This is a genomic window from Stenotrophomonas maltophilia, from assembly GCF_002799245.1.
GTDB lineage: Bacteria > Pseudomonadota > Gammaproteobacteria > Xanthomonadales > Xanthomonadaceae > Stenotrophomonas > Stenotrophomonas maltophilia_S.
In genome coordinates, this window is record NZ_NEQV01000001.1 from 530,555 (window position 1) to 547,211 (window position 16,657).

The following is a 16,657-nucleotide window of genomic DNA, read 5'->3' on the forward strand; positions in this document are numbered from 1 at the left end:
TCTAAGCGCAATATCCCCGTAGATGGCCGTCCTTCGTTACCTGCAGCTCGATGTCTTCGCCCCCCGCCCCGGCAGCGGCAATCCACTGGGCGCCATCCTGGACGCCGACGCGCTCTCCAGCAGCCAGATGCAGGCCCTGGCCGCCTGGCTGAACCTGTCCGAGACGGTGTTCTTCCTGCGCCCCAGCGCGCCCGGCGCCGACTACCACATCCGCATCTTCACCCCGACCCGCGAGCTGGCGTTTGCCGGCCACCCGAGCGTCGGCGCGGCCTGGGCTGCGGTGAGCTGCGGCCTGGCCCGACCGCGCGACGGCGCCCTGCTGCAGCAGTGCGCAGCGGGATTGCTGCCGGTACGGGTCAGCGGCCCGGCCGAGGCGCTCAACATCCAGTTGGCCAGCCCGCCGGCCCGGCAGCTGGCGACGCCCGCAGATGGCGCACCTGAAGCATTGTTGGCACTGGCTGCCAGTGGGCAGCGACCCGAACTGTGGGACAACGGTGCACGCTGGTGGCTGCTGCCGTTGCGCGATGCTGCGGCCGTGCGCGACCTGGCGCCGGACATGACCGCCCTGCGCGACTGGAGCCTTGCGACCGATGCCACCGGCGTGGCGGTGTTCGCCGACGAAGCGGGCACCGGCCACACCCGCGTGGTACGCGCGTTCTGCCCCGCCGATGCGGCCAGCGTGCCGGAAGATCCGGTCACCGGCAGCGCCAATGCCCTGATCGGTGCCTGGCTGCGTCAGCGCGACGCCCTGCCCGGCAGCGAGGGCCGCTACGTGGCCAGCCAGGGCCGCGAAGTCGGCCGCGACGGCCGCGTCCAGGTACAGGTCGATGCGCAGGGCACGGTGTGGATCGGCGGCCAGGTGCAGCCGGTCATCGACGGCCATGTGAGCTGGCTGTAGAGCCGGGCCCATGCGCGGCTGCGCCCGATCAAACAGCAGCCGAGCATGGGTTCGGCGCTACACGCTAAGCTGCGCGCCATCGATTACTGGAGCTCCTGCCCTGATGACCACCCGCCGTTTCCTGCAGCTGGATGTGTTCTCCCCGCGCGCTGGCGCTGGCAATCCGCTGGCCGTGGTGCTCGATGCCGATGGCCTGGACGACACCAGCATGCAGGCCATCGCCCGCTGGACGCGCCTGCCCGAGACCACCTTCGTGTTCCCGCCGCAGGCCGCCGGTGCCAGCTACCGGCTGCGCATGTTCAGCCCGCAGAAGGAGGTTCCGTTCGCCGGCCACCCCAGCGTCGGCACCGCGCATGCGGTGCTGCAGGCAGGCCTGGCCACACCGATCGATGGTGTGCTGGTGCAGGACGGCATTGCCGGTGCCCTGCCGTTGCGCGTCAGCGGTGAGGGCGCGCAGCAGCGCATCGCCATCCGCACCCCGCGCGCGCAGCTGGCCGAGACCGCTGAAGCCACCGATCCGCGCCTGCAGGCCGCGCTGAAGGACTGGCCACTGGGCACGCTGCCGCCGGCGCGCATGCAGGGCGGACGCAGCTGGTGGGTGGTGCAGGTGGCCGATGAGGCTGCATTGCGCGCGCTTCGCCCGGACTGGGATGCGGTGGCTGCGCTGGCCGAGTCCACCGACAGCATGGGCGTGTTCGCCTATGCCTTCAGCGATGGCCGCGAGGGATTCGATCTGGCAGTACGCGCCTTCGTCGGCAATGGCCGGCGCTTCGAGGATGCCGCCTCGGGTGCCGCCAACGCAGTGCTGGCCGCGTGGCTTGACCTGCGCGATGCCCTGCCCCGTGGCCGTGAACCTTTCGAAGTCAGCCAGGGCCGCGAAGTCGGCCACGATGCGCGCCTGACCCTGCTGGTGGATGAGGACGGTGAGGTCTGGTCCGGTGGCCAGGTGCAGACCGTGATCTCCGGCACCCTCGATTGGTGACAGCGTTGTAGAGCCGAGCCCATGCTCGGCTGCTTTCGCGCTCAGTAAAGCAGCCGAGCGTGGGCTCGGCTCTACGGGCGGTCAGCCCAGCTCGGCTTCCAGGCTGATCGGCACTGCGCTGAGCGCCTTGGACACCGGGCAGTTCTGCTTGGCATCATCGGCAATGGCACGGAACTGCGTCGCATCGATGCCGGGCACCACCGCCTTCACCTTCAGCCGGATCTGCGACAGCTGCGGACCGCCTTCCAGCGACAGGTCGACCTTGGCTTCGGTATCCAGCGAAGTCGGGGTGAAGCCGGCCTCGCCGAGCTTGGCCGACAGCGCCATGGTGAAACACCCCGCGTGCGCGGCGGCAATCAGCTCTTCCGGATTGGTGCCCTTCTCGTCGCCGAAGCGGCTGTTGAAGCCGTAGCGGGTCTTGTCCAGCAGCCCGCTCTGCGGCGTGCTCAACTGCCCCTTGCCCGACTTCAGATCGCCTTCCCAGTGCGCGGTGGCATGTCGCGAGATTCCCATTGTGCTGCTCCTGCGTGGCGGTGATGAACGGTCACCCTCGCACGCCATGCGTTAGGCCCGCGTCGCTCCGCCGCACGCCGGCAGTCGCCCCCGAACCCGGCAGGTGGACACTTCCTCGCCAGCCCGGAACGCATTTTCCTCTTGTTTTCAGTGGTTTCGCGCACTCCACCGATGGACAGGCACCGGCCATCGAACACGCTGCCGCGCCCCCATCCCCCACCGCCGGCCATGTACTGAATCGGCCTGGATATGAAAAAACATGCACTTTCCGCGCTTCGGGCTATTGGCGGCGCCCGAGAGTTGCCCTACATTGCGCTTGCCGACGGGGTTCGGCGCCGACCAAACAACCAACCGTTCACGGAACAGGAAACCATGGCAAAGACCGCTAAGAAGGCTGCCCCGAAGAAGGCAGTGAAGAAAGTCGCGACGAAGGCAGCCGCCAAGCCGGCCGCTCCGAAGCCGATCAAGGAAGTGCTGACCAAGTCCGGCCTGGTTGCACACATCGCTGAAGCCTCCGGCGTCATCGCCAAGGACGTCCGCGCTGTGCTCGCCTCGCTGGAAGGCGCCGTCGCCTCCTCGGTGCACAAGAAGGGCGCTGGCTCCTTCACCCTGCCGGGCCTGCTGAAGATCACCACCGTCAATGTGCCGGCCAAGCCGAAGCGCAAGGGCATCAACCCGTTCACCAAGGAAGAGCAGTGGTTCGCCGCCAAGCCGGCCACCACCAAGCTGAAAGTGCGTCCGCTGAAGAAGCTGAAGGACGCCGCGCTGTAAGCGCGCGCCCCAACGCGGATTCCGACGGGACGGCTCTGGCCGTCCCGTTTTTTTTTGCGCGTGCCCGGCACCAGATCCACGCCATGGGTGGATGCGCCGCCCTGGGGCAATCCGCAACACAGCGTTGCCGCTTACTGGGAAATCCCCGCTCAAGCCCGCCGCCATTGGCCGGGCGCGGCCTGGGCAGGCCCTGGAACGTACCGGGTGGAACACTGCGTGCAGCGCCGGCCGTCGCCGCCGGCCGTGGCCTTGCCTATGGTGGGCACATCCTCCACAGCTACGGCGAGCACACCCTCATGGCCAGCCCCTCCACCCGCTACCGGATCTCGGTGACCCCCATCGAAAAGGACGGGCTGCAGTGCACCGGGCGCTGCACCATCGAACTGGAACACCGCGCCAGCCGCGACCTGATGCGCCTGCTGGAGGCGGCCCCCCGTACCGCCGGCATCAGCGGCGACGAGCGCGCGACCCTGGTGATCGCCACCCAGCTGCTGCGCGACATCGTGCAGCACCATGCCGAGACCGAAGGCCACGCACTGGCGGCCATCGCCGCCCAGGTCCTGCCGGCCCTGGACGCGCTGGAGCAGCTGCCCTCCTCCCGCTGATCCCTGCGCAATCGCTACACTGCCGCCCTCCAGGTTGCCTCGGGGAGGAGGCGGACATGCGCAGGATCCTGTTCCTGATTGCGCCACTGGTGCTGCTGGGCTGCTCGCGCCCGGCAGCACAGACGACTGACGATGTCGCGGCCGCGTCCGCTCCCGTCGCCGCCACCGCCGCAGCAGGCGCCAGCACCGGCCCAGATCCCACAGCCCTGCAGGCAAGCGGAATGCCGCTGCTGTCCGCCGTCGCCGACGGTGCCGAGCCGCCATCAACGATGCTCAACCGCTACGTGGCGGCGTTGCTCAACCGCGACCGCGCCGCCAGCGATGCCGCCTGGTCGATCCCACCCGGCGACCCGCGGCATGCGGACGACGCCGCGCTGCGGCAGCTGCAGGACCTGCGCACCCTGCGCCTGCACAGCGATACCCCGATCGCCCGCGACGACCGGCAGCCACCGCAGCTGCTTGAAGTGCCGGTGCAGATCCGTGCGGTCACCGCCAACGGCACGTTCCGCTTCGGCGGCTGGTACCGCGTGCAGCCCAGCAGCGATGGCAGCGCCTGGCAGATCCAGTCGGCGCAACTGCGTCCAACGCTGGACTGAACCGTTGCAGCCGCATGCACGCGCGATTCAGCCTGCGCGGCTACTCTTTGATCCATCCATTCCCTACCCACCGGTCACCGTCATGCGCCTGCGTTCCCTGATGACCCGCCTCGCGGCCTCCACCGTACTGATCGCCGCTGCGATCGGTGCGCAGGCAGCTCCCTCCATTTCCGGCCGCGAACTGTCGGTGGGTGCCAGCGACGTCCAGCAGTACCTCGATGGCAGCTTCCCTCGCACCCAGGATGCCCTCGGCGGCCTGATCGCCCTGACCATGAGCCACCCGCAGCTGAGCCTTCCGGCCGGCGAGCGGTTGAACCTGGGCATGGACGTGGCCCTGGCCACCGCCGGCGGCAACCCGGCCAAACTGGGTACCGTGAAGCTCAGCAGCGGCCTGCGCTACGACGCGCAGACCCAGGGCTTCCACCTGCAGCAGCCAAGCGTGGATGACTTCACCCCGGCCAACCAGGGCGGCCGCCTCGACTCGCGCACCCGTGGCCTGCTCAATGCGTGGCTGAGCGACTACGCCCAGCGCGAACCCATCTACAAGCTGGACCCGGCCGTGGCCGGGGTGCTCGGCGCCCTGCAGGTGCAGTCGGCACAGGTGAAGAACGGCAAGCTGGTGGTCACCTTCAACCAGAACCTGGGCAACCTGGTGCCGGCAGGCGTGCTGGGCAAATGAGGCAGTGCCGGCCGCTGGCCGGCACTCGTTTCACGTGCGTGCCGGCCAGCGGCCGGCACTACCCGGTACGGGTCAGCGCTTGGGCTGCAGCATGGTGCCGGTGCACTTGGGCGAGCCGCAGCGGCACTCCCAGATCTTCTTCAGCTTGGCGGTGTGGCGCTCGGCCAGGGTGATGCCGTAGTTGTAGGTCAGTTCCTCACCGGCCTTGATGTCACGCAGCGCTTCGATGAACACCTTGTCGCCACGGCTGTCGCCGTCTTCGTCTTCCTCGATCACCGCCTCGCAGTTCGGGTCGCAGCTGTGGTTGATCCAGCGCGCATCGTTGCCCTTGTAGTTGGCATCGATCACCCAGTCGTCGTTGAGGGTGAACAGGAAGGTATGGCCGCTTTCGACATCACCGCTGTCATCGGCATCGACGTCGCCGTGGCTGCGCAGCAGGCCCTTGTACTGGATCACACGCTCGCCCTGCTTGATCGGGGCCACGGCGAACACGCCGTTGCCATGGATGGCGGACTTGCGGGCTTGGATCTTCTTCGGCATCGGCACGGGCTGTTTGCAGCGAATGGAACGGGGATTCTCGCCCATTCCGGGTGATTGCGAAAATCACCCCGTTGGCGCAGCATTGCGCCCTGGCAACGGCCCGGCGCGTCCTCCCGGCCTGCCCCCAGCGCCGGCTGAATGCCCGGGTTGGATGGTGGCGAATAAAAGCGTACAATTTCAGTCCGCTTTACGAACCACTCGCATCCCCATGTTGCGCGTCACCAAACTCACCGATTACGCCACCGTCGTGCTGACCGTGCTCGCCGCCCGTCCGGGCGAAGTGCTGAGCGCGACCGAGCTGGCCGAATTCACCGGTCTGGAGCCGCCCACCGTCAGCAAGGTCCTCAAGCCGCTGGCCCAGGCCGGCCTGGTCGAAGGCCTGCGCGGCGTCCGTGGCGGCTACCGGCTGACCCGCCCGGCCATCGAGATCTCGCTGTTCGAAGTGGTCGAAGCGATGGAAGGGCCGCTGGCCCTGACCGAATGCAGCCACGACCACCATCAGTGCGGCATGGCGCCCAAGTGCGGCGCGCGCAGCAGCTGGCGGTTGATCAACGACGTGGTCTCCGAGGCCCTGCGCGATGTCAGCCTTGCGCAGATCCTGCCCCCCCTTCCCCTTGCCGATGACGAACAGCGCCGCACCATCGCTGTCGACGTCGTCTCCTGATCCGTAGGCAGCCCTCCCATGGCCACCGAAACCATCGAAAACGTCGCCCACGACGACACCCCCAACCGCGAGATCCACGAGCAGCTCGGCCGCAAGTATTCGGCCGGTTTCATCACCGAGATCGAATCGGACTCCCTGCCGCCGGGCCTGGACGAGGACACCATCCGCGCCCTGTCGGCCAAGAAGGACGAGCCGGAGTGGATGACGCAGTGGCGCCTGGACGCCTACCGCCACTTCCTGACCATGCCGATGCCGGACTGGGCCAAGCTGGAGATCGCACCGATCGACCTGCAGGCGCTCAGCTATTACTCCGCGCCGAAGGGCCCGAAGTACGCCTCGCTGGATGACGTGCCGAAGGAACTGCTCGACACCTACGACAAGCTGGGCGTGCCGCTGCACGAGCGCGCCAAGCTGGCCGGCGTGGCGGTGGACGCGGTGTTCGACTCGGTATCCGTCGGCACCACCTTCCGCAAGGAACTGGCCGAGAAGGGCGTCATCTTCTGCTCGATGTCCGAGGCCATCAAGGAACACCCTGAGCTGGTGCGCCAGTACCTGGGCACCGTGGTGCCGGTGGGTGACAACTACTTTGCCGCGCTGAACTCGGCAGTGTTCTCCGATGGCAGCTTCGTGTTCATTCCCAGGGGCGTGCGCTGCCCGATGGAACTGAGCACCTACTTCCGCATCAACGCCGGCCACACCGGCCAGTTCGAGCGCACCCTGATCGTGTGCGAGGACAAGGCCTACGTCTCCTACCTGGAAGGCTGCACCGCGCCGATGCGCGATGAGAACCAGCTGCACGCCGCAGTGGTCGAGCTGGTCGCGCTGGAGGATGCGGAGATCAAGTACTCCACGGTGCAGAACTGGTATCCGGGCGACGAGAACGGTGTCGGCGGCATCTACAACTTCGTCACCAAGCGTGCCGAATGCCGCGGCGCGCGCAGCAAGGTCACCTGGACCCAGGTCGAGACCGGCTCGGCGATCACCTGGAAGTACCCGTCGTGCGTGCTGCTCGGCGACGATTCGGTCGGTGAGTTCCACTCCGTCGCGCTGACCCATCACCGCCAGCAGGCCGACACCGGCACCAAGATGATCCACGTCGGCAAGCGCACCAAGAGCAAGATCGTCAGCAAGGGCATCAGCGCCGGCCGCGGCCAGAACACCTACCGCGGCCTGGTGAAGGTGGATCGCAACGCCGACGGCGCACGCAACTACACCCAGTGCGACTCGCTGCTGATCGGCAAGCAGTGCGGCGCGCACACCTTCCCCTATATCGAGGTGAAGAACCCGGCTGCCACCGTCGAGCACGAGGCCACCACCTCCAAGATCTCCGATGACCAGCTGTTCTACTGCCGCGCCCGTGGCATCAGCCAGGAAGACGCGGTGTCGATGATCGTCGACGGCTTCTGCAAGCAGGTGTTCCGCGAACTGCCGATGGAGTTCGCGGTGGAAGCCAAGAAGCTGCTGGAAGTCTCGCTGGAAGGTTCGGTGGGCTGACCGCCCGCCCCTGCCCCTCGCAAACGCATTCTCTTTACCGGCGGGCCACGGCCCGCCCCACGGAAACCCCACCATGCTGAAGATCGAAAATCTCCACGCCCGCATCGGCGACAAGGAAATCCTCAAGGGCCTGTCGCTGGATGTGAAGCCCGGCCAGGTGCACGCCATCATGGGCCCGAACGGCGCCGGCAAGTCCACCCTGGGCAATGTCCTGGCCGGCCGCGACGGCTACGAAGTGACCGAAGGCAGCGTGCAGTTCGACGGCGTCGACCTGCTGGAGCAGGACCCGGAAGCGCGCGCCGCTGCCGGCCTGTTCCTGGCGTTCCAGTACCCGGTGGAGATCCCGGGCGTGAACAACACCTACTTCCTGCGCGCCGCACTGAATGCCCAGCGCAAGGCACGCGGCGAGGAAGAACTCGATTCCATGCAGTTCCTCAAGCTGGTGCGCCAGAAGCTGGCCGTGCTGCACCTGAAGGACGAACTGCTGCATCGTGGCGTCAACGAAGGCTTCTCCGGTGGCGAGAAGAAGCGCAACGAGATCTTCCAGCTGGCCGTGCTGGAACCGAAGCTGGCGATCCTGGACGAGACCGACTCGGGCCTGGACATCGACGCGCTGAAGAGCGTGGCCGACGGCGTCAACGCGCTGCGCGGCGCCGACCGTTCGTTCCTGGTCATCACCCACTACCAGCGCCTGCTGGACTACATCAAGCCGGACGTGGTGCATGTGCTGGCCGACGGCCGCATCGTCAAGAGCGGTGGCCCGGAACTGGCGCTGGAACTGGAAGCACACGGCTACGATTTCCTGAAGGACCGGGTCGTGCCCGAGGCGGCGGTCTGATGAGCGCCCTGCTCGACTCGATGGCCCAGGCCTTCTGTGGCAGCGATGCGCGCCGCGAAGTGCTGGATGCAGCCCTGCGTGATGGCCTGCCGGCCGCCCGCAACGAAGCCTGGAAGTACACCTCGCTGCGCCAGCTGGAACGCCGTGCGTTCGCTGCGGCACCGCTGCAGGGCCCGGCGCTGGACGCCGCGCTGCTGGAAGACATCCCGGCGCCGCGCCTGGTGTTCGTCAACGGCCGCCTGGATGCCGCGCTGAGCGATGTGCAGGCGCTGCCGTCCGGCGTGCAGCTGCAGCCGCTGTCGGCGGCGCTGGCTGCCGGCGACGACGCCGTGCGTTTCCTTGGCCGCCGCTATGAGCGCAGCGAAGAGATCTTCGCCCGCCTCAACGCCGCGCTGGCCGATGAAGGCGTGGTGCTGCGCGTGGATGAAGGCGTGCAGGTGGAAACGCCGCTGCAGCTGGTGTTCGCCAGTGTCGCTGGCGAAGCCGATCTGGCCTGGCACCACCGCCACCTGATCGAACTGCATGCCGGCGCCAGCCTCGGCGTGGTCGAGCATCGCTTCAGCGTCGGTGATTCGGCCCACCTGGACAACACCGTGCTGCATGCCCATGTCGCCCGCGATGGCGTGCTCAAGCACGCTCGCGTGCAGGCCGGCAGCGCACGCCAGACCAGCTTCCTGCGCACCGACGCGGTACTGGCCCGCGACGCGCAGTACCACCGCGTCGACCTGGAACTGGGCGCCGCGCTCAGCCGCCATGAACTGAACGTGCGCCTGGAAGGCGACAATGCCCAGCTGACCGCCAACGGCGTGCTGCTCGGCAATGGCCGCCGCCACGTCGAGACCCGCCTGGGCATCGACCACATCGCGCGCGATACCAACTGCGAACTGCTGTGGCGCGGCGTCGCTGCCAACCGCAGCCGCGTGGTGTTCCATGGTGGCATCCAGATCCGCGAAGGCGCCGATGGCACCGACGCGAACCTGTCCAACAAGAACCTGCTGCTGTCGGCCGATGCCGAGATCGACACCCAGCCGACGCTGGTGATCGACGCCGATGAAGTGAAGGCCGCACACGGTGCGACCGTCGGCCAGCTCGATGCCAATGCGCTGTTCTACCTGCGCTCGCGCGGCCTGCCGCAGGCCCAGGCGCAGGCGCTGCTGAGCGCCGCGTTCTGCCACGAGCCGCTGAAGATCCTGCCCGACGCGCTGCGTGCCCAGCTGGCACGCCGCCTGGACAAGGCGTTGGCCGAGGCGGGTGTGGCATGAACCTGTCCACGCCGCGCCCGATCGAAACCCCCACCGGCGCCCCCGACTGGGACCGCGTCCGCCTCGACTTCCCGCTGCTGATGCGTGAAGTGCACGGCAAGCCGCTCGTCTATTTCGACAATGCCAACACCGGCCAGAAGCCGGTGCAGGTGATCGGCGCGGTGGACGAGTTCTACCGCCGCTACAACGCCAATGTCAGCCGCGCGGTGCACGCACTGGGCAGCGAAGCCACCGACGCCTACGAAGGCGCGCGCAACAAGCTGGCGCGCTTCCTCAACGTGCGCCCCAGCGACCTGGTGCTGTGCAGCGGCACCACCTTCGCCATCAACCTGGTGGCCTACTCGTGGGCGCTGCCGCGGTTGAAGGCCGGCGACGTGATCCTGATCACGCGCATGGAGCACCACGCCAACATCGTGCCGTGGCAGCTGGTCGCACAGCGTACCGGCGCCACTATCCGCGTGGCCGAGATCACCCCCGACGGCGCGCTCGACCTGGATGCACTGCGCGCGGCGATGACCCCGGAGGTCAAGCTGCTGGCGGTCACCCATGTCTCCAACGTGCTGGGCACGGTCAATCCGGTGCGCGAGATCTGCCGTGAAGCGCGCAAGCGCGGCATCGTCACCGTGGTCGATGGCTCGCAGGCGGTGCCGCACCGCAAGGTCGACGTCGCTGCGATCGGCTGCGACTTCTACGCCATTACCGGTCACAAGATGTGTGGCCCGACCGGCACCGGTGCGCTGTGGGCCCGTCGCGAGCATCTGGACGCGATGCCGCCGTTCCTCGGCGGCGGCGAGATGATCAAGGAAGTCAGCTTCGACGGCACCGTGTTCAACGACGCCCCGCACAAGTTCGAAGCCGGCACCCCGAACATCGCCGGTTTCATCGGCCTGGGCGTGGCCGCCGACTACCTGCAGCAGCTTGGCCAGGACAACGTGGAAGCCCGCGAAGCCGAGCTGCTGGCGCACTTCACCGAAGAGCTGCGCCGCGTCGACGGCCTGCGCATCATCGGCGAAGCGCCGGAGAAGGCCGCCGTGGTCTCGTTCCTGATCGATGGCGCGCATGCGCACGACCTGGCGACCCTGCTCGACCTGGAAGGCGTGGCCGTGCGCTCGGGCCAGCACTGCGCGCACCCGCTGCTGCAGTACTTCGGCGTCGCCGCCACCTGCCGTGCCTCGCTGGCGTTCTACAACACCCACGCCGAGATCGAGCGCTTCATGACTGCCCTGGCCAAGGTACGCAAGCTGCTGGGCTGAGCCCGGCAGTCGGGGTCAGATCCCTTTCGCGGAGCGAAAGGGATCTGACCCCATCAGTATTCCCGACAACCGCCGTTGCGACTGCAATGCCCGCCGGATCGCCAGCAGATCCCCCGCCGGAATACCCGCCTCGATGAACTCCGCATAGCGCCTACGCCGTTCATCCGCATCAGAAGCGATCAGCTCAAATGCCGAGTGCGGCTCGAGCAGCGCATTCGGCCTGCCCTGCGCATTGGCCCGATAGCTCGACCAGCGATAGTCCCCTGGGCGCACCACCCTCCCCGCTCGAACCGGGTTCAGTTCGATATAGCGTTGGCAGGCCAGCAGATAGCGATCCGTATCCACCAGCGTGGAATGGAAACGCCCCTCCCACAGGGTTCCGGTGCGGCCCTGCCGATCATTCACCCGGCGCACGTAGGTCCGGCTCACTGCCTGCATCATCCGCGACAGCCCGCCGGACGCATCAGGCGTCGCCAGCAGGTGGACGTGATTGTCCATCAGCGCATAAGCGTGGATCCGGCAGTGCTGCTGGCTTGCGTGATGACTTGGCAGGCGCAGATAGGCGATGCGGTCGTCATCTGTAAAGAACACTGGCTGGCGGTTGTTGCCGCGCTGGACGAGATGTTGCGGGTAACCGGGCGCATCGATGCGTCGTGGCCTTGGCATGGGCTCCTCCTGGAAACAAGGGGTCAGCGTCCTTTGCTGCGCAAAGGGATCTGGCCCCAAGCATCCGTCGATCCCGCGCCCGTGCCAGTCGGTCCATGACCTGCCGTTGGGTCGGTAGACGCCGGGGTCAGATCCCTTTCGCACAGCGAAAGGGATCTGACCCCAAGTCCCCCATTTGCGCCCGCGCACGCCCCACCTAGAATGGCTCCATGAGCACCCTGACCTTCCGCGCCGCCACGCCGGCCGACATCCCCGCCCTGATCGCCCTCGTCACCTCGGCCTACCGTGGCGACGCCAGCCGCGTCGGCTGGACCACCGAAGCCGACCTGCTGGATGGCGCCCGCATCGACGCCGAAGGCATCCAGGCCGACCTGGACCGCCCCCGCTCCACCATCCTGCTGGCCGAGCGCGAGGGCCACCTGGTGGCCTGCGCCCATGTTGCCGACGTTGAGGGCAAGGGCTACTTCGGCATGTTCTCGGTCGATCCGGCCCAGCAGGGCGGCGGCGTCGGCAAGCTGCTGATGGACGCCGCCGAAGCGCACGCCGCACGCGAATGGAACGTGCCGGTGATGCAGATGACGGTGATCGACGTGCGCGACGAACTGATCGCCTTCTACGAGCGTCGTGGCTACCAGCGTACCGGCATCAAGAAGCCGTTCCCGTATGGCGACGAACGCTTCGGCATCCCCAAGCGCGACGACCTGCGCTTTGAGATCCTGGAGAAATCGCTGGCCGGAGCGGCCGCGTGAGCGATACCTGGACCTTCGTGTGTGCCGGCAACGAGCTGCTGCCCGGTGAAATGAAGAGCGTGTTCGACGAAGTGACCGGCACGCCGATCGTGGTGTTCAACCTCGACGGTGAGCTGTACGCGCTGGAAGACCAGTGCACGCACGAGGAGTTCGAGCTGTCCTCGGGCGAATTCAACACCGCCGAAGGCAGCGTGGAGTGCGTACTGCACGGCGCACGCTTCGACGTGCGCGATGGCCGTGCCCTCTGCGCCCCGGCCTATACGCCCGTGCCCAAGTTCCCGGTGAAGCGCGAGCACGACGCCGTCTGGACCCGCGACGACCGCGATTGAGGCCGCGCCCCGACCCGGGGCATCCATTCATGGGGTGGATCTACGGGAGGCCCGCAAGGGCCTTCCCAGGGCGTTCCACGGCCGCCCCGGCGGCCCGCCACATCCCGCATATGCGAATCATTATCGTTGATGTTATCCTGAGTAACATCTTCGTAACGATCCCGCCCTCGCGCCATGGCTTCGCCCGCGCCCACTGCCACGTTGTGCCAGCTCGCCCGCAAGGGGTGGCCGCTGGCTGTGGCCGTGCTGCTGACGCTGCTGCTGGGCTGGTCGGCCCTGCACGAAGGACGCGGCAACAGCCCGTCTGCCCATGGCTGGCAGGCGCACGCTGACGATCTGCGCCAGGTCATGCCGATGCCGGCGCCGCCGGCAGAAGAATGCCCGCAGCACGCCGCACCGGCACCGGAGCCGCCGCTTGATGGCGAGGGCAACACGCCCTGCACCGGCATCGCCCCCGCGCGCGCCACCCTGGTCGCGCATATCCCGCTGTGGCGTTCCGACGCCCTGCGCTGGCAGCTGCACGATCCCGCACTGCGGTTGAACCCCGGCCACGCTCCGCCCGCACCGCACGCCAGCTGAGGCGACCTGCGGCCGTTGCCGTGCGCCTGATTGCGTGTCCTGCCAGCCGAGCATGGCTCGGCCCTACCCAACCCACTTCCCGCCTGTCGCCGCACGCCCACCTGCGCCGGCCCGCCCTCGCCCTTTCCCGATCCAAGCCACTACCTACCGCCATGACCCACATCACGTCCCGCAAGTACGCCCCGCGTGTTTCCCTGCTCGCCACCGCCACTCTGGCCGCCGGCTTCGCGCCGCTGGCCGCGCAGGCTGCCGACAGCGCTGACGCTGCATCCAGCAAGGCCACCGACCTGGACAAGGTCCAGGTGCGCGGCAGCTGGTTCAACCCGTCCTCGCCGAAGTTCACCGCCGAGCTGCTGGACACCCCGAAGTCGGTGTCGATCGTGTCGGAGAAGCTGATCGCCGAAACCGGTGCGACCAACCTGCAGGATGCACTGCGCATGGTGCCGGGCATCACGTTCGGTGCCGGCGAAGGCGGCAACCCGACCGGCGACCGCCCCTTCATCCGTGGCTTCGATTCGCAGAGCAACGTCTTCGTCGACGGCCTGCGCGACGTCGGCTCGCAGACCCGCGAAATCTTCGACCTGGAGCAGGTGGAAGTGGTCAAGGGCCCGAGCTCGGCCTATGGCGGCCGTGATTCCGGCGGTGGCAGCCTGAACCTGGTGAGCAAGACCCCGAAGCTGAAGAACGAAACCAGCGCCAGCATGGGCATCGGCACCGACAGCTACGCGCGCGGCACCGTGGACGCCAACTACGTGCTGGGCGATGGCATCGCCGCCCGCCTGAACCTGATGAAGCACGAATCGGACATCGCCGGCCGCGACGCCGCTAATGTCAGCCGCTGGGGCATCGCGCCGTCGATCGCGTTCGGCCTGAACGGCCCGGCGCAGCTGATCGCCAGCCACTACCACATGCAGAGCGATGACCTGCCGGACGCGGGCGGGTTCCCGTACGGCAACCCGAACGGTGCGCCGGCCTCGAAGTGGGTCGATGGCCGCCCGATGGTGCCGGACCGCAACAATTACTACGGCCTGGTCGACCGTGATTTCCAGCGCACCCGCGCCGACATCAGCACCCTGGACGCCAGCTACGACTTCGGCGGCCACAAGCTGCGCAACATCGCGCGCCTGGGCAACACCAGCAACGATTACCTGTGGACCCAGCCGGACGACAGCCAGGGCAACCCGAACAACTACGGCACCTTGTGGCGCCGTACCAACAGCCGCGCCGTCGACGTCAAGAGCTTCGCCGACCAGCTGGGCCTGACCGGTGCCTTCCAGACCGGTGCGCTCAAGCACAGCTACAGCGCTGGCGTGGAGTACAGCGACGAGAAGATGACCCGTGGCAGCTATCTGATGACCCCGGGCACCAGCAACCCGCTCACCGGCAACAGCAAGTGCCCGACCACCGGCGCCGCCACCGGCTACAACTGCACCGATTTCGCCAATCCGAATCCGCGTGATCCGTGGGCGGCCACCCATTCGGTGTACCGCAGCGACAAGGCACTGGACGTCGAGCAGCGCACCAAGACCACCTCGGCCTACGTGTTCGACACCATCGAGCTCAATGAGCAGTGGATGGTCAACCTCGGCCTGCGCTACGACGACTTCCGCACCACCCTGACCACCCCGGTGGCCGGTGCGGCGCCGACCCGCGTGCGCAACAGCAACGATTTCCTGAACTACCAGGCCGGCGTGGTGTTCAAGCCGGCCGCCAACGGCAGCATCTACCTGTCGTGGGGCACCTCCTCGACCCCGCCGGGCATGGACGGTGGTGACGGTTCGGACGGCCTGAGCGCCGCCGTGGCCGACCTCAAGCCGCAGGACACCAAAAGCCTCGAACTGGGCACCAAGTGGGACCTGTTCGACAAGCGCCTGAACCTGACCGCGGCGATCTTCCACACCGTGATGAACAACGCACGCGTGACCATCGACAACGGCACCAGCCAGAACGCCGGCAAGAAGGAAATCAACGGCTTCGAGCTGGGCTTCACCGGCCAGCTGACCGATGCCTGGAGCCTGTACGGCGGCTACACCTACCTGGACTCGGAGCTGAAGGACAACGGCTTTGTCTGCGCCGTGTCGGGCCGCACCTGCCCGTCCAACGTCTACGTGCCGTCGCCGTACAACGGCAACGAGTTCCCGAACACCGCCAAGCACAGCGCCAACCTGTGGACCACCTATCGCTTCCCGATCGGCCTGACCATCGGCGCCGGTGCGTTCTACTCGGACAAGCAGTACGGTGACGTGGCCAACACCAAGTGGATCGCCAGCTACACCCGCTTCGACGCGATGGCCAGCTACGCGATCCAGGACAACATCAGCCTGCAGCTCAACGTGCAGAACCTGACCGACAAGACCTACTTCACCAAGGCCTATGCCTCGCACTACGCGAGCATCGCCCCGGGTCGCTCGGCCACCCTGGCACTGAACGTGAAGTTCTGATGTAGCTTCGCTCCACCACGGCGGCAGGGTCTCCTGCCGCCGTTTTTGTTTCCGGCGATACTCACCCCATGGCTACCCGTACCCCGATCGACAGCGACGCCCTGGCCGAGCTGCTCCAGCACGATCCGCAGGCCGCGTTCGCACACGTACGCGACGCCGCGCAGGCCGGACAGGTCGATGCACAACTGCTGCTCGCGCAGATGCACATGGACGGCAAAGGCACCGCGCAGGACGCCTCGGCTGCGCTGCTCTGGTACGAAACCGCCGCCAACAACGGTGCTCCGATGGCGATGAACATGCTCGGCCGCTGCCATGAGCTGGGCCACGGCACGGCCGCCAACCCGGCGCTGGCGGCCGTGTGGTACCGGCGTGCGGCCGACACCGGGCTGGACTGGGGCCTGTACAACCTGGCCAACCTGCTGGCCACCGGCCGCGGCGTGGCACAGGACCGCGCGCAGGCACTGGCCCTGTACACCCGTGCCGCACACCTGGGCCACGCCAAGTCGATGAATCTGCTGGCCCGCCACCTCGAAGACGGGCTGGATACCGCACCCGATCCGCAGGCAGCACTGGCCTGGTACCAGCGCGCGGCCGAGGCCGGTGATTTCCGCGGCCAGGCCAACTACGCCTCGATCCTGCTGCAGGCCGGCCAGGTCGAGCAGGCAGTGCACTGGCTGCAGCTTGCTCTGGCCCACGGCAGCCCGGCGTTCATGGCGCACATCGTGCCGGAACTGGCCGCCTCGCCGCATCCACAGGTGCGCGCCCTGGTCGCACCGCCGTCCCTCTGAGGAGTCCCGC

19 protein-coding genes are annotated in these 16,657 nt (G+C 67.6%); 16 read left to right on the top strand and 3 right to left on the bottom strand.

The genetic code is table 11. The annotated features are described in order from the left end of the window. The first annotated feature begins 22 nt into the window (after nt 1–22). The gene (locus B9Y64_RS02425) at nt 23–898 is read left to right on the top strand and encodes a PhzF family phenazine biosynthesis protein (protein ID WP_100439358.1); all 876 of its coding nucleotides are present in this window, start codon (nt 23–25) and stop codon (nt 896–898) included. 103 nt (nt 899–1,001) lie between these two features. Continuing rightward, nucleotides 1,002–1,880, top strand: coding sequence for a PhzF family phenazine biosynthesis protein (locus B9Y64_RS02430; protein ID WP_100439359.1), 879 nt, complete (start codon nt 1,002–1,004; stop codon nt 1,878–1,880). 81 nt (nt 1,881–1,961) lie between these two features. On the opposite strand, the gene B9Y64_RS02435 is transcribed toward B9Y64_RS02430, so the two are convergent. After that, nucleotides 1,962–2,393 carry an OsmC family protein gene (locus B9Y64_RS02435; protein ID WP_005408443.1) on the bottom strand — a complete coding sequence of 144 codons (432 nt, stop codon included), beginning with the start codon at nt 2,391–2,393 and terminating at the stop codon, nt 1,962–1,964. 372 nt (nt 2,394–2,765) lie between these two features. Here B9Y64_RS02435 and B9Y64_RS02440 point away from each other — a divergent pair, with 372 nt between their 5' ends. The 4 genes from B9Y64_RS02440 to B9Y64_RS02455 all read left to right on the top strand — a co-directional run bounded on the left by B9Y64_RS02440 (nt 2,766) and on the right by B9Y64_RS02455 (nt 5,044). Then, nucleotides 2,766–3,164, top strand: a complete 399-nt coding sequence (locus tag B9Y64_RS02440) for an HU family DNA-binding protein (RefSeq protein ID WP_100439360.1) — start codon at nt 2,766–2,768, stop codon at nt 3,162–3,164. A gap of 296 nt (nt 3,165–3,460) precedes the next feature. After that, entirely contained in the window at nt 3,461–3,769 is a 309-nt protein-coding gene (locus B9Y64_RS02445) for a DUF3861 family protein (protein WP_100439884.1), read from the top strand. Between the two features lie 56 nt (nt 3,770–3,825). Further along, nucleotides 3,826–4,365: a hypothetical protein gene (locus B9Y64_RS02450; protein WP_100439361.1), complete on the top strand. Its 540-nt coding sequence runs from the start codon at nt 3,826–3,828 to the stop codon at nt 4,363–4,365. Nucleotides 4,366–4,447: 82 nt separating this feature from the next. Beyond that, nucleotides 4,448–5,044 (top strand): DUF1439 domain-containing protein, encoded by a 597-nt coding sequence (locus tag B9Y64_RS02455; protein WP_005408439.1) that lies wholly within the window; start codon nt 4,448–4,450, stop codon nt 5,042–5,044. A 72-nt stretch (nt 5,045–5,116) separates the two neighbouring features. On the opposite strand, the gene B9Y64_RS02460 is transcribed toward B9Y64_RS02455, so the two are convergent. Continuing rightward, nucleotides 5,117–5,584 carry an SET domain-containing protein gene (locus B9Y64_RS02460; protein WP_012479369.1) on the bottom strand — a complete coding sequence of 156 codons (468 nt, stop codon included), beginning with the start codon at nt 5,582–5,584 and terminating at the stop codon, nt 5,117–5,119. A gap of 208 nt (nt 5,585–5,792) precedes the next feature. Between B9Y64_RS02460 and B9Y64_RS02465 the strand changes: the two genes are divergently transcribed. The 5 genes from B9Y64_RS02465 to B9Y64_RS02485 all read left to right on the top strand — a co-directional run bounded on the left by B9Y64_RS02465 (nt 5,793) and on the right by B9Y64_RS02485 (nt 11,095). Beyond that, the gene (locus B9Y64_RS02465; RefSeq protein ID WP_049414161.1) at nt 5,793–6,248 is read left to right on the top strand and encodes an SUF system Fe-S cluster assembly regulator; all 456 of its coding nucleotides are present in this window, start codon (nt 5,793–5,795) and stop codon (nt 6,246–6,248) included. An 18-nt stretch (nt 6,249–6,266) separates the two neighbouring features. Continuing rightward, nucleotides 6,267–7,742 carry a Fe-S cluster assembly protein SufB gene (gene sufB / locus B9Y64_RS02470; RefSeq protein ID WP_100439362.1) on the top strand — a complete coding sequence of 492 codons (1,476 nt, stop codon included), beginning with the start codon at nt 6,267–6,269 and terminating at the stop codon, nt 7,740–7,742. Between the two features lie 73 nt (nt 7,743–7,815). Beyond that, nucleotides 7,816–8,580 carry a Fe-S cluster assembly ATPase SufC gene (sufC, locus tag B9Y64_RS02475; protein ID WP_032957818.1) on the top strand — a complete coding sequence of 255 codons (765 nt, stop codon included), beginning with the start codon at nt 7,816–7,818 and terminating at the stop codon, nt 8,578–8,580. Further along, nucleotides 8,580–9,842 carry a Fe-S cluster assembly protein SufD gene (sufD, locus tag B9Y64_RS02480; RefSeq protein ID WP_100439363.1) on the top strand — a complete coding sequence of 421 codons (1,263 nt, stop codon included), beginning with the start codon at nt 8,580–8,582 and terminating at the stop codon, nt 9,840–9,842. Before sufC ends, sufD begins: the two co-directional genes overlap by 1 nt. After that, on the top strand, nt 9,839–11,095 hold the full coding sequence (locus B9Y64_RS02485) for a cysteine desulfurase (protein ID WP_100439364.1): 1,257 nt from the start codon (nt 9,839–9,841) through the stop codon (nt 11,093–11,095). Before sufD ends, B9Y64_RS02485 begins: the two co-directional genes overlap by 4 nt. Before the next feature lie 15 nt (nt 11,096–11,110). On the opposite strand, the gene B9Y64_RS02490 is transcribed toward B9Y64_RS02485, so the two are convergent. Continuing rightward, entirely contained in the window at nt 11,111–11,761 is a 651-nt protein-coding gene (locus tag B9Y64_RS02490) for a transposase (RefSeq protein WP_100439365.1), read from the bottom strand. 209 nt (nt 11,762–11,970) lie between these two features. Between B9Y64_RS02490 and B9Y64_RS02495 the strand changes: the two genes are divergently transcribed. From B9Y64_RS02495 to B9Y64_RS02515, 5 genes are all read left to right on the top strand, one after another. Continuing rightward, complete coding sequence (locus B9Y64_RS02495; protein WP_100439366.1) at nt 11,971–12,510, top strand: GNAT family N-acetyltransferase; 540 nt, start codon at nt 11,971–11,973, stop codon at nt 12,508–12,510. Continuing rightward, nucleotides 12,507–12,839, top strand: coding sequence for a non-heme iron oxygenase ferredoxin subunit (locus B9Y64_RS02500; RefSeq protein ID WP_061479221.1), 333 nt, complete (start codon nt 12,507–12,509; stop codon nt 12,837–12,839). Before B9Y64_RS02495 ends, B9Y64_RS02500 begins: the two co-directional genes overlap by 4 nt. A 174-nt stretch (nt 12,840–13,013) precedes the next feature. After that, the gene (locus B9Y64_RS02505; RefSeq protein WP_100439367.1) at nt 13,014–13,418 is read left to right on the top strand and encodes a hypothetical protein; all 405 of its coding nucleotides are present in this window, start codon (nt 13,014–13,016) and stop codon (nt 13,416–13,418) included. 152 nt (nt 13,419–13,570) lie between these two features. Beyond that, a complete protein-coding gene (locus tag B9Y64_RS02510; protein WP_100439368.1) occupies nt 13,571–15,859 on the top strand; it encodes a TonB-dependent receptor in 2,289 nt (762 codons plus the stop codon). Between the two features lie 68 nt (nt 15,860–15,927). Further along, nucleotides 15,928–16,647 (top strand): tetratricopeptide repeat protein, encoded by a 720-nt coding sequence (locus B9Y64_RS02515; protein WP_100439369.1) that lies wholly within the window; start codon nt 15,928–15,930, stop codon nt 16,645–16,647. Nucleotides 16,648–16,657: the final 10 nt, after the last annotated feature.